Raw genomic sequence first — 12927 nt, 5'->3', positions numbered from 1 at the left:
AGTTATAAAAAAACCCCTGTCGTAAAACAGAGGTCATTTTATAGTTATCAATAATTGATTGTTAATTAGTTATTTTAAATACAGCTTTACGAACTAAACGTCGAGCGTACTCAGAATCCTTGTCAACAGAATTGTCGATTCCGGCTCCTTTAGCATTTAATCTTGACGGATTGATACCGGCTTTGACTAAGATTGCTTTTACATTCTCTGCTCTGTTAGCTGCCAATTTCTCATTTTTAGCACTGTTACCAACTTCATCAGCATAACCTGAAATCTCAACAGAGGCAGAAGGATTGTTTCTTAAGTAATTCAAGACAAAACCAATGTTGTCTGTAGAGGCTGAATTGGGTTGAGAAACCGCTTTATCAAAGTAAGCAGCAATATAGCCTTCATTGATTAATTGCTCAATCATATTTTTAGACAATGCAACATTATTACTATTGTTGTTGATGATTGAACTGTCAACATATTTCTCTAATTCATCCGGCACACCATTATTGTTTTTATCAACCATTCTACCTTTAGTATCAACAGCAACACCTGCTAATGAATTGTTTTCAACGTCTAAGTAATCCGGAACACCATCTTTATCAGTATCGTTCATAAGTGTTTCAATTTCACCTATTCTATTGTTCAACTCATTAATTTCTTTGTCTTTTTTATCTTGTATGATAGCCCAATCTCCGTGAATTTTCTCTCTTCCGAAAGAATAGGAAAGTCCAAGCGTAGTTACAATCATTTGTCCTGATAGGTTTTCAGAACTATTAGCATAAGAACCATCCCAATTTAAATGTTGTCTGAAGTTATTCAAAAGACTAATATCAGCAATTACAGAAATAGAATTAGAAATTCTGAACTGAGGCGAAAATCCAACGATTAATCCACCGTTAAGTTCATCTTTATTAACAACATCAGAGTGCATTCTGGCTACTTGAAGACCTCCATGCAAAAGCAATCCAAATCTTCCTAATGATTCTTCAAGACCAAAAAGTCTTACAGCATTTACAACTCCTTGAAAACCTAGTCTGTATTGGTAGGTTTCAAATGGTAAACTTCCACTACCGCTTTGGTTGGTAAACTTATCATAATTTAAATCTAGTTTGAATCCAAATTTTGGACTTAACATATAGCGTGCTGCGGCACCAAATGAATTTACTTCAAATCCACCAAAAGATTTTGTAGGATCACTTGAATAAAATCCGTCAGCGTAGGGTTTTATACCTTTGGCCTGTCCTGCATAAACGTCTATGGTCCATCTGTTATAGCTGTCTCCCAATGTACCGGTAGTATCAACTGCCACCTGAGCATTTGAAAAATTGAAGGAAAAAATAGCAATTAAAAGTAGTAGGTAGTTCTTCATATAGGTTTATTTGCGATTATTAAAATGTTAAAATCTTTACAAATATAAATGTTTACAATTAATAATCAACTTTTTTGCATACTTATGCCAAAAGAGACAATGTTTTAATTCTAATTTAATCATTTTTTAAAGTTGGTTGTCTTTGTGAAATCGATTTCGGTTAATGATTTGCCAATTTTTTAAAGCAATCAAGCTTTAATAATTAATTTTGTTATTGAAAATAAACTTACATTTATGAGATTTCATACCAGAAAATGGGTAAAACCAGAAGATTTGAATCCAAACAGCACACTTTTTGGTGGTAGACTGTTAGCTTGGATTGATGAAGAATTGGCCTTATACTCAATCATCCAATTGGAAAACCCCAAAATTGTTACCAAACACATGTCGGAGATTAACTTCAGAAGTTCTGCCAAGCAAGGGGATATTGTTGAAATTGGTATTGATGTGGTGAAATTCGGAGCTTCATCTTTAACATTGACCTGTCAAGTCAGAAATATGATGACCCGAGAAATTATTATTACGATTGACTCTATTACTATGGTAAGTCTAGGAGCAGACGGCAAACCTAAACCGCATGGCAAAATCCAAATTGAATATATACAGGACAGACTAACCGATTATTGATCTACAAAGTCACTTTTGCCGGATGGCATTTCATATATTTCTAAATCAAAATAGGGAATAGAAGCAAAGATATGGTCAAAAATATCAGCCATGATGTATTCATAATTCTCAAATCTTTTATCATTCGAAAAAGTATAAATCTCTAAAGGAATTCCTTGTGGTGTAGGCTGCAATTGTCGACAAAGTAATATCATCTCTTTATTCAAACCCGGATATTGACTTAAATATTGGGTAATGTATTTTCGGAACAAGCCAAAATTGGTCATGTTTCTTCCATTGATAAGTACCGATTTATCAATTTCGTGCATTTTATTAAACTTGTCTATTTCGGTTTGACGGTGTTGGATATAATTGGCTACCAACTGAATTTTTTTCAAATCTTGTAAATCTTTGTCATCTAAAAATCTAATGCTGTTGGCTTTGATTAAGATGTGTCGCTTTATTCTTCTTCCACTCGAGTCCAACATGCCGCGCCAATTTCTAAAGGAATCCGAAATCATGCTGTAAGTAGGAATCGTTGTGGTAGTATTATCAAAATTTCGGACTTTTACGGTGGCCAAATTGATTTCGATTACATCACCATCAGCGCCAAATTTGTCAAAAGTAATCCAGTCGCCAATACGAACCATATCATTTAAAGAAACCTGAACACTGGCTACAAATCCCAAAATGGTATCTCTGAAAATTAAAATGATGATGGCCGAAATGGCTCCAAAAGTTCCCAACATGGCATTGGTACTGATGTCAAAGATTTTGGAAATAATCATGATAAAACCAAAAATCCACAACACTATCATAATTACTTGAATGTAACTGTCAATAGGTTTATCGCTGAATGACGGATTGGATTTTAAATGATCTCGAAAGGCATGAAGTATCGTTTTGATAATCCACAAAGTCAACAATACAATATAAATGGCTACTAATTTTCCAAAAATATCTTCCCAATAAACAAAGTTTTTCAAAATAATAGGAACCGATTTGTATATAAACAAAAGCGGAATTAAGTGGGCAATGTATTTAGCCGTCTTGTTTGAAACCAATAAATCATCGAATCTGGTTTTAGTTCTTCTGGCTAAAATAACCATTGTTCGCACCAAGGTGTAGCGAAATATTCTGTAAATGATGTAAACCATAATCACCATTACGGCAATATTTATGGCTAAACTTAAATAGGATGATAAGGTTTCTCCAAAATCCCATTTTTTAAACAACGGATAACTCCAACCAAATATTTTTTCGACGATTTTATGCATTTTTTACATATTTTTTCTCCACATAAAAAGTGGCAAAAGGGAATAGGGAAGCCAATTGAACTATGGCTAATTCTTTCAAACTCCATTTTTGACTATTGTAGATCAGAAAAGCTAACATCACATACCCTATGAACAACACACCATGTGCCATTCCAATTGGGAACAATAAAACTTTGTATAAATCCAAATCGGTAGGTTTGATTACTAACATGTTAAAGAACAAAACAAGATAGGAGATGCCTTCAGCAATGGCGGTAAACTTAAAAAGTTTGGTCATATTTTTTTGAATTTGATGACAAAATTAAGTAATAACATTAATAAAGAACTAAAAAGCGGTTACTTTTGTTGGTATAATTTAAAGATGAGTAAAAGAGATTTAAAGAAATACCTTAATGAACTTTCCAAACCGCAATTGGAAGAGCAAATTATGGAGCTTTACGAAAAGTTCAGTGAGGTAAAAGTTTATTATGATTTTGCCTTTAATCCCAACGAAGAGAAGCTGGTTCGAGAAGCTAAGTTCAAAATCTCCAACGAATATTTTCCGGTAAAAAGTAAAAAGCCGAAAATGCGCCGTTCTGTGGCTCAAAAATTCATCAAACATTACACAACCCTTGGTGTTGATGCTTTTATTATTGCTGATTTGATGCTTTACAATATTGAAATTGCTCAAACGTATTCCGCAGAAAAATTAGTTAAGCAAGAATTATTCTTTAAAAGTATGCTGACTTCTTTTCAGCAAGCCGTTAGTTTTATGATTGAAAAAGGAATTCTTGATGAATTTAAGAATAGAGTAGTGGCTGTCAAAGAGGAAACTATCGCTCAAAATTGGTTCAATCAATATGAGTTTTCAGCCGTTGTCGAAAGACTCGAATATTAATTTTTTGTTATTTAGAAATTAAATGGTGTGAGAACTCTTTTTTAGGTGTACTTTTGCAAAATTGTACCAATCAATATGTCTCACAAAGATTTTAACCCTGAAATTGAAGAGAAAAAGGAACTTTACAGTTACCAAAAGGGAGATATTGACAAAATTTTTGAACGATTAGATAATGCGCCCAGCGACCATCATTTGTTATACCAATTGCCCACAGGCGGTGGAAAAACAGTAATTTTTTCAGAAATAGTACGTCGCTATTTAGCACAGCACAACAAAAAAGTAGTCGTTTTGACACACCGAATAGAGCTTTGTAAGCAAACTTCCAAAATGCTTAAAGGTTTTGATGTCAAAAACAAAATCATCAACAGTAACATCAAAGAATTGCCAGACCAAGATGAATATTCTTGTTTTGTAGCTATGGTGGAAACGTTGAAAAATCGCCTCAATGATGAGAAATTGATGATTGACAATGTTGGTTTGGTTATTATTGATGAAGCTCATTACAATTCCTTTCGAAAATTATTAAGCCAATTCAAGAAGTCTTTTATTCTAGGAGTGACTGCAACACCTTTAAGTTCCAATATCAAGTTACCCATGCATCATAATTATGATGAGTTAATTGTGGGCGACACCATTCAATCACTTATAGATAAAGGGTTTTTGGCTAAAGCCACGACTTACAGTTATGATGTTGGCTTAACTTCGCTTAAAGTGGGAATCAACGGTGATTATACCGTAAAATCTTCTGATGATTTGTATATGAACATGGTCATGCAAGAAAAATTATTGCACGCTTATACCGAAAAATCATTAGGTAAAAAGACCTTGATATTCAATAACGGAATTAATACTTCCTTATATGTTTATGATACTTTTAAAGAAGCCGGTTATCCTATAAAACACTTAGACAACACCACGTCAGCGGAAGACAGAAAAGATATTTTGCATTGGTTTAAAAAGACGCCGGATGCTATTTTAACTTCGGTTGGTATATTAACCACCGGATTTGATGAACCCACGGTTGAAAGCATTATATTGAATCGGGCCACCAAATCTTTGACGCTTTATTTTCAAATGATTGGTCGTGGTTCACGTAAATTGCCGAATAAAGATGAATTTACCGTTATCGATTTAGGAAACAATGCCTTGCGATTCGGTTTGTGGAATGATCCAGTAGATTGGCAACACATCTTTAAATCGCCGGAATATTATTTGGAAAGTCTACGAGATGATGCAGAAATTGAATACGGATTCAAGTATACCATGCCGGAAGCTATTCGAAAAATGTTTGCTAAAACAGCGGTAATCGATATGGACATTGAAGAAGAATTCAAAAAGAACTCCGCGATGAATATGCGTTCTAAAGAAGTGCTCGAAAAATCGATAAACCAACATGCGTTAATGTGTGTTGAAAATACCACTGATTTAAATGCGGCACGAATGGTATCAAAACTATTAAACGATGATATTGAAAGTCGTGTCAGACGATTTGTAAATTGTTTAGGGAAAACGAGCAAAAATTATCGCGAATGGTTAATTGAAGACTATAAAACCAAATTAACTTTAGCCATAGGAAAAAAATTCAGAGAATTGAATTTCTAACAATATAATTGAATTAAAGTGCTTTATAGCATTATTTTACAGATAGTTACTTAATTTTATTTTGATAATTAAAACGTACAAAATAAAAACTATAATTTATATTATGTAAAATAGAATATTTCAAAATGGAACTGCAGTAAAGCCATCTTTTTAGTTTTCAAATGTTTTTAACAATCATCCCTATCTTGCCTAAACCTTTACTATTTTTGTAATGTTAAAAAAACATCCGATTTAATTCGATTAATGCTATGAGTAATTCTATTGCTGAAAATATTGCCAATTTTTTAAAAGAATATCCGCCATTTAATTATTTGAGTTATGATGAATTGATTCAAGTTGTTACCAATATTGGTGTTGTTAACTTGGACAAGCATAAAATTTTATTCAAAATTGATGACAAACTGCACGATAGTTTTTATGTAGTTGCCTCCGGTGTGATTAATCTTTCTGTCATTGCTGATGCTGAAGAAACTTTATTGAATAAATGTTATGCCGGAGATGTCTTTGGTTTACGCCCATTTTTTGCTAAAAACAACTACATGATGACAGCTAAAGCTCGCGAAGACAGTATTGTTTATGCAGTGCCGATTAGTTCCTTTAAACCATTTGTAGCACAAAACCCTCAAGTTTTGGACTTTCTTTTGGAAAGTTTTGCCACTAATACGCGTAATCCTTTTGATAAAGAGAATCGTGGTAAACTCATCACTGACAATGTTTACACCGAAAATCAAACGAACGAGATACAATATTTTCAATCTTTAGCCTATAATAAGACACCTTTAAAAATCGCTACAAATGCATCTGTAAAAGACGCTGCACAATTAATGACTGAAAATTTAATCGACAGTGCCATAGTTATTGAGCAAAATGCTCCTATTGGGATTGTTACGGACACTGATTTCAGAACTAAAATCGCTAACGGACGATTTCCTATTACAACAACAGTAGATAAAATCATGTCATCGCCTGTGGTAACTGTTCCTGAAAATGTTTCTGTAGCCGAAGCGCAATTACTTCTGTTAAAATATAACGTCAGTCATTTATGCGTAACCACCGATGGTTCTGATAAATCCGATGTTTGTGGTGTTATTTCAGAGCATGATTTAATTGTAGCACAAGCCAATAATCCAGGTGTATTAATCAAGGAAATCAAACGTTCCTTATCTCCTAAAGAATTGAAATTAGTCCGAGAAAAACTCACCGATTTGATTCAATCTTCAATCGCTAAAAACATACCGCTTCCTCATATTTATAATATTACAGGTGAAATTATCACGGCTATTATAAAGCGTTCTGTAGAATTGGCCATACTTGACTTAGGTTCTCCTCCATCAAGATTTGCTTGGTTAAGCATTGGAAGTCAAGGTCGCAAAGAACAACTTTTATTGACGGACCAAGACAGCATCTTGATATTTGAAGACGTAGCTCCGGAAAAATACAGAGATGTAAAAGATTATTTCATGAAATTATCCAAAAGAACTACCTCTATTTTGGAGAAAGTGGGTTACCAATTTTGTCCCAATGGCCATATGGCGAGCAATATGCTTTGGTGTAAATCATTAAGTGATTGGATGAAACAATACAACAATTGGATGAAAATGCCCGGAGAAACTTCCAATGACATCAGTAGCATCTTTTTTGATTTTGAAATTGCTTTCGGAGAAGGAAAGATTGAAGATACTATTGCAGACTTAATTTTTAAGAATACTAAAAATAATGCTTTGTTCTTTGACTATTTAGGAAACGATGCCTTGCATAAAAATCCGCCACTTAACTTTTTCAAGAAATTCAATTTAGAAGAAGAAGGCGAAAACAAAGGTAAATTCGACATTAAAAGCAAGGCAATCATGCCATTGGTTGATGGCGCAAGATTGTTTGCCATTAGTATGAATTTGAGGGGAATTAATAATACCTACTCGCGTTTTAAACAATTGGCTTTAGTTGATCCGAAATTCTCTGAAATTTATTTAAACTGTGCGGATGCTTTTTTAATTTTATCTAAATTCAGAACATTAGAGGGCTTAAAAAATGATAGCTCAGGGGATTTTATCAATATCGATGAACTGACTAAAGTTGACCGAGAAAAATTAAAGAATGCGCTAACCCCGATGAAAGAGCTGGAAGAATTAATCAAAGATAAATTTCAATTAACACAATTCTCCTAATATGCTGGATTGGATTAAAAATATCAACAAAGAATACCCTGACTTTTGGAAAACCTATTTGTCTAAGTTTGAAACTAAAACAAACAGGTATGTAATTCTAAATACTGAAACTACCGGGTTAAACCCAAAGAAAGATGTGATTCTATCTTTTGGAGCCATTGCTGTGATAAATGATGTAATTAAAATTAGCGATACTTTTGAAGTCGTTATTTTGCAATACAAATATTTACATGACAATGGCCTGTCGAATGAATTTTTAATTGAAAGTAAATTACCAAAACTCTCTGAATACAACGCTGTTCAAGCTTTAGTAGAATATATTGAGAATGCTGTTTTAGTTGGACACCGAATCCACTTTGACATCGAGTTGATTAACGAGGCTTTAGAAAAGATGGAATGCGGCAAATTGAAAAATGAAGCTTTAGACATTGAAATCATGCACCAAAAATTAATGGACATTACGAATAAATCTTTTTCTATTGAAGATTTGGTCAAGCAATACAAACTTCCGGTAAACGAACGAAATTCAGCTTCAGATGATGCTTACTCCATTGCTTTATTGTTTTTGAAATTGAAAACCCGTTTGGGATTTAAATAGTAAAACCCGCTTTAGAGGCGGGTTTTTCGATCTGTCAAAATCAAACAAAACAATAATCAAACTATTTTTTTATTAACATATTAGTGTAATATTTTCTTCCCGTTTCCGGATTTGTTGTAACTGAAATTCCAAAGTGCGTGTAGTCACCTTCTATGTTAGCTTTGTGCGCCGGACTGTTTAACCAAGCCGCAAAGGCGCTTTCTGCAGTTTGATAATTGTAAGCGATATTCTCGCCTACCCTTTCTGCTCCTAATACTCTGATCAAATTATCAGAACGTTGTTGGAAGTAATCGTGATTAAAGACATTGTTATCAATCATATAATAATTGTGCTCTTCCGATTTGTAAGAGATGTGATTGATTACTTGTAGAGTGTTTAGTCCTTGACTTTCACGGTAGTCATTGATTAGCGTAACTAATTTTAATTCGGTTTCGTTGTAATTGTAGACAGTTACAACTTGCTTATCAACTGTAGTTTCTTCAGAGTCCGAAGAACAAGATACCATAGTGAACACGATTGCTAACGGCAACAATGCTCTAAACATTTTTGCTTTCATAGTAGTAGGTTAAGTTTTTAATAAAGTAGATGTGGGGCAAACACTTTATTTCGATTAATATTGACAGTTTTTAATAAAGTAGATGTGGGGCAAACACTTTATAAATTTTAATTTTAAGAACGTATTGTTTGATTTGGTTAGACAATATTAGGGCAAACATCGATTAAAACACAAATAAAATCGATGAAATACACTTTTATTTGTTTATTATAAGATATTTTCTTACTTAAATGTATTTCATCGATGTTTTTTTCGACAGATACAAAACTAAAAAACCACTCCGATGAGTGGTTTACATAATTTTCAACATTATTTATACGATTTAAGGAGAAAGTCTGTCGACTTGCCAAACATACTCTTCTTTTAACTTATATCTGATTCTATCGTGTAAGCGGTTCGGTCTGCCTTGCCAAAACTCAACTTCTATTGGTCGAACTAAAAATCCACCCCAATAATCCGGTCTGCGAATGGGTTTTCCTTCGTATTCTTTTTCCAGTTCTTTTAATTTGTGGTCTAAGTATTCTCTGGATGGAATGATTTCGCTTTGTGAAGACACTATAGCACCTAGCTTACTTCCATCGGGTCTTGAGTCAAAATAATTGTTTGAAATGATATCAGTTGTTTTTTCTGCAATGCCTTTGATGATGACTTGTCTTTCCATGCTGTGCCAAAAGAAGGACAAACAAATATTCGGATTATCCAGAATGGCTTTGCCTTTTTCTGAATTATAATTGGTGTAGAAAATAAAGCCTTCTTCATTAAACTTTTTAAGCAGCACTACTCTACTCTTTGGAAAACCGTCTAAGCCGATAGTGGCTACTGTCATGGCATTGACCTCTTCTACTCCACCGAATTCTTCCGTTTCGTAGAACCATTTGTGGAAAAGATTGATAGGATCTTCAGGAATGTTGGTTTCCAGTAGTTCACTCTTCTCGTATGATTTTCTGTAGTGGCTTAAGTCTTCCATGGCTGCAATAGTTTGAAGTTGCTAAGATACTAAGTTTTCAGATTAAAAAATGGATAACTTTTTAGCCCCGATTGAAGTGGCGCCGTGCAGAACGAAAAGCGGGAATTGCCATCACCGATAAATCCCAAACCCTTCGCTCCTAACCTTAATCGAAATCGAATACTTTCCCGTCATCACCTAAAAGTACGTTTGGGAAAATAGTTTCGGCTTCTTGCATGAATAACTCAATGCTACTGTAACGCGTGCTGTAATGCCCGAGCAGCAATTGTTTGACGTTGGCCAACTTGGCTATTCTTGCGGCTTCTTTGGCGGTGCTGTGCATGGTTTTTTCCGCTTTATCCGCTTCACTTTCCAGAAAAGTGGTTTCATGATACAAAACATCAATGCCTTGAATGAGCGGAATTAAGGTTTCGTCATACATCGTATCGCTGCAAAAGGCGTAACTTTTTGTGGGTTCGGGGTCGAATGTCAATTCGGCATTGGGAATAACTGTTCCGTCATCTAGTGTGATGTTGCCGCCGTATTTTATTTTTCTGAAGTATGCGGTATCTATTTTATATTTTTCAACCGCTTCTACATTGAGCTTTCGTTCTTTAGGTTTTTCCTGAAACAGAAAACCATTGGTGTAAACGCGGTGTTTTAACGGAATGGTTTTAACGATGACTTTTTCATCTTCAAAAATCACTTCACTTTCCTTCGATTCCAATTCATGGAAATAGAGATTGTAACCGGTAAAGGAATTGGAATAACGCAATTGCAACAAGATAATCTCTTTGATTCCTTTGGGTCCGTATACATGTAAATCGGTTTGACGGTTTAATAACATAAAGGTAGAAATCAATCCGACCAGTCCATAAAAATGGTCACCGTGCAAATGGGAAATAAAGATGTGGTTGATTTTGGAAAATTTGAGTTTGTTTTTGCGCAACTGTACTTGTGTTCCTTCTCCACAATCGATAAGAAACATTCGGTTGCGAATTTCCAATATTTGTGCGGTTGGATTAGTTATCGTTCGTGGCGTGGCTGCGTAGCAACCCAAGATGGTTAACTTCATATAGTTTAAAATCCTAAATCGCGCTCAATTTCTTCCATCTCTATAATATCGTGCGCTTCTAAAAGTGTTGGTACCAAAATGATATTCTTTGGTACCGCATTAAAGTTGACACTGTCCGCTACAAGGACAATAGATTTTTTTTGCTTTTTGTGCAATTTGATTAGTTCGGCAAACGACTTGACGTCTTCCAATGATAAATTCTTATCGTGGGTTAAATCCAATATCAGATTACTGTTTTTATAAGTATTGTGTTCGTGTGTGACTTTCATTAAAAAATCAGCCGTTTGTCCGACGGTATCTTTAATAATAGTAGTGTGGCCTTTTTGTTCGACTTTCATTTTGTGGGTAACTATTTAATCCGAAGCTAATTTAGGAAGATTTTGCCATTTTTTGGCATTTGCACAAAGGTTTGTGATTTGGAGTGTGCCGTTCATAGAAATTTTTGGTTTTTCATCGGTGAAATGCACGTTTTTTTAACATTTCATAGATTAACTGCACGATAAAAACGCTAAAAACCCTTGAATTCATTGAATTTGTCGATTAAACGACTTTTGGGGTTAGTTATCGAAAAAATTTCAGTCGAAGATAGTCTTGGAGTAGTTTTGACCAAGAAATAAGAAACAAATTAAAACACACTTATGAAAACAACAAATAACTCAGTAGCTCAAAAAAATGTAACTAACGTTAGATTATTTGTTTTATTCGTTTTATTGGTTTTATCAAGCAATGGTGTTTTTGGTCAGGAAGTTAAAGTGGCTACAGTAAGTAATACTACTTCAACTGAGGTTTCAATTTCTAAAAATGATTCCATTGTTATCGCTAAAGAAACTACAATTGCTTCAATGGATTTCGCAGTATGGTTTATGGGAACTAACAAAACTACTACCGGTAGTAAATCAAATGTAAGTTTCAGCAAAAAAGCTTTAATCAACTCTGGTATCAATACTAACAGTGTTCTAATCAGATCGTTTTTGAAAAAAGTTAGTACACAAGAAAGCAGTGTTGCTTAATTAGATTTTAAGTTAAGTTTGGATTAAATATAATTGGTTAGTTTTAAAAGAAAAGTCTCGATGCCACGAGACTTTTTTTTATTTTAGATTTTGTTTGAAGTAGACTTCCGTAGCGCCTTGACCATATTTCTGAAAATTAGCCTCTTGAAACGTAATATTATCATAACGTCCGAGCATAAAGTCGAGTTCCGATTTTAAAATGCCCTCACCTACGCCGTGAATAAATACGATTTTAGGGATTCGGTTTCTGATGGCGAATTCAATATGGTATTTGGCTGTATCCGTTTGCTTGGTCAAGATATCATAGTTGCTCATAGATTTGTAGTTTTTGACCAACTTTTCGATGTGCAAATCAAACTCTGGAACCGGAAGTTCTTTTTTAGACTTCTTTTCCGTGTTAGTATAATTAGGTTTCGGAATTTCTTTCTCAGCAATAACCTGATTTTTATTAAAACTAAAATTCATTTCGCCTTGATTGGCGATTTTGATTAGCTCACTACTTTTAAAAGTCAAATTAAAACCATCGGTAGTTTCAATGGTAACTTCGTGGCCTTTTACATCCACTACAACACCATCAATGGCATCATCAAGTACTGAAACTTTATCGCCTTTAGTGATCATTTTCTTCGGTTTCTGAGTGTTTACTTGGTGTTTTGGCGCTTAATCGCATCATGCCATACATAAAGACGACAATCGCAATAATCATAATATAACGATTGGGTGTCGCTTGACTTTGTTCGTATAAACCAACGCCAATTGCCAAAATCATTAAAGGTAGAAGTAACTTTTTCATTTGTCAAAAATAAAAAAACCGACTGAGATAGTCGGTTTTAAATAAGTATATTTTACAAACAT

At 34.1% G+C, this 12927-nt stretch carries 15 protein-coding genes; 6 read left to right on the top strand and 9 right to left on the bottom strand.

Translation table 11 applies throughout. The features are described from left to right. Positions 1-61: 61 nt before the first annotated feature. Complete coding sequence (locus ICG50_RS07915) at positions 62-1360, bottom strand: OmpA family protein (RefSeq protein ID WP_187660372.1); 1299 nt, start codon at positions 1358-1360, stop codon at positions 62-64. A 234-nt stretch (positions 1361-1594) separates the two neighbouring features. Here ICG50_RS07915 and ICG50_RS07910 point away from each other — a divergent pair, with 234 nt between their 5' ends. Continuing rightward, on the top strand, positions 1595-1987 hold the full coding sequence (locus ICG50_RS07910; protein ID WP_187660371.1) for an acyl-CoA thioesterase: 393 nt from the start codon (positions 1595-1597) through the stop codon (positions 1985-1987). On the opposite strand, the gene ICG50_RS07905 is transcribed toward ICG50_RS07910, so the two are convergent. Beyond that, positions 1981-3243: a mechanosensitive ion channel family protein gene (locus tag ICG50_RS07905; RefSeq protein WP_187660370.1), complete on the bottom strand. Its 1263-nt coding sequence runs from the start codon at positions 3241-3243 to the stop codon at positions 1981-1983. The two genes, ICG50_RS07910 and ICG50_RS07905, sit on opposite strands and share 7 nt — an antisense overlap. Next, positions 3236-3520 carry a DUF3817 domain-containing protein gene (locus ICG50_RS07900; protein WP_187660369.1) on the bottom strand — a complete coding sequence of 95 codons (285 nt, stop codon included), beginning with the start codon at positions 3518-3520 and terminating at the stop codon, positions 3236-3238. Before ICG50_RS07900 ends, ICG50_RS07905 begins: the two co-directional genes overlap by 8 nt. Positions 3521-3604: 84 nt before the next feature. Between ICG50_RS07900 and ICG50_RS07895 the strand changes: the two genes are divergently transcribed. The 4 genes from ICG50_RS07895 (at position 3605) to ICG50_RS07880 (ending at position 8485) form a co-directional block, all read left to right on the top strand. Further along, on the top strand, positions 3605-4120 hold the full coding sequence (locus tag ICG50_RS07895) for a DUF6155 family protein (RefSeq protein WP_187660368.1): 516 nt from the start codon (positions 3605-3607) through the stop codon (positions 4118-4120). 75 nt (positions 4121-4195) lie between these two features. Continuing rightward, positions 4196-5722, top strand: a complete 1527-nt coding sequence (locus ICG50_RS07890) for a DEAD/DEAH box helicase (protein ID WP_187660367.1) — start codon at positions 4196-4198, stop codon at positions 5720-5722. A 248-nt stretch (positions 5723-5970) separates the two neighbouring features. Continuing rightward, positions 5971-7887, top strand: coding sequence for a DUF294 nucleotidyltransferase-like domain-containing protein (locus ICG50_RS07885; protein ID WP_187660366.1), 1917 nt, complete (start codon positions 5971-5973; stop codon positions 7885-7887). Between the two features lies 1 nt (position 7888). Beyond that, a complete protein-coding gene (locus tag ICG50_RS07880) occupies positions 7889-8485 on the top strand; it encodes a 3'-5' exonuclease (RefSeq protein ID WP_187660365.1) in 597 nt (198 codons plus the stop codon). Between the two features lie 61 nt (positions 8486-8546). On the opposite strand, the gene ICG50_RS07875 is transcribed toward ICG50_RS07880, so the two are convergent. The 4 genes from ICG50_RS07875 to ICG50_RS07860 all read right to left on the bottom strand — a co-directional run bounded on the left by ICG50_RS07875 (position 8547) and on the right by ICG50_RS07860 (position 11400). After that, entirely contained in the window at positions 8547-9041 is a 495-nt protein-coding gene (locus ICG50_RS07875; RefSeq protein ID WP_187660364.1) for a CAP domain-containing protein, read from the bottom strand. Between the two features lie 322 nt (positions 9042-9363). Next, positions 9364-10008 (bottom strand): pyridoxamine 5'-phosphate oxidase, encoded by a 645-nt coding sequence (pdxH, locus tag ICG50_RS07870; RefSeq protein ID WP_187660363.1) that lies wholly within the window; start codon positions 10006-10008, stop codon positions 9364-9366. A gap of 145 nt (positions 10009-10153) precedes the next feature. Beyond that, positions 10154-11062, bottom strand: coding sequence for a ribonuclease Z (locus ICG50_RS07865; protein ID WP_187660362.1), 909 nt, complete (start codon positions 11060-11062; stop codon positions 10154-10156). A 5-nt stretch (positions 11063-11067) separates the two neighbouring features. Further along, a complete protein-coding gene (locus tag ICG50_RS07860) occupies positions 11068-11400 on the bottom strand; it encodes a ribonuclease Z (protein WP_187660361.1) in 333 nt (110 codons plus the stop codon). A 300-nt stretch (positions 11401-11700) separates the two neighbouring features. Between ICG50_RS07860 and ICG50_RS07855 the strand changes: the two genes are divergently transcribed. After that, positions 11701-12072, top strand: a complete 372-nt coding sequence (locus ICG50_RS07855) for a hypothetical protein (protein WP_187660360.1) — start codon at positions 11701-11703, stop codon at positions 12070-12072. 78 nt (positions 12073-12150) lie between these two features. Here the strand turns inward: ICG50_RS07855 and ICG50_RS07850 are convergent, their stop codons facing one another. After that, positions 12151-12693, bottom strand: coding sequence for a Smr/MutS family protein (locus ICG50_RS07850; RefSeq protein WP_187660359.1), 543 nt, complete (start codon positions 12691-12693; stop codon positions 12151-12153). Next, positions 12683-12865: a hypothetical protein gene (locus ICG50_RS07845; RefSeq protein ID WP_187660358.1), complete on the bottom strand. Its 183-nt coding sequence runs from the start codon at positions 12863-12865 to the stop codon at positions 12683-12685. Before ICG50_RS07845 ends, ICG50_RS07850 begins: the two co-directional genes overlap by 11 nt. Between the last annotated feature and the right edge of the window lie 62 nt (positions 12866-12927).

Origin of the sequence: Flavobacterium buctense (genome assembly GCF_014486695.1) — a bacterium.
In the GTDB taxonomy this organism is placed as follows: Bacteria; Bacteroidota; Bacteroidia; order Flavobacteriales; family Flavobacteriaceae; genus Flavobacterium; species Flavobacterium buctense.
The sequence above is the reverse complement of the archived record's forward strand: the minus strand, read 5'-3'. Positions and strand labels throughout refer to the sequence as shown.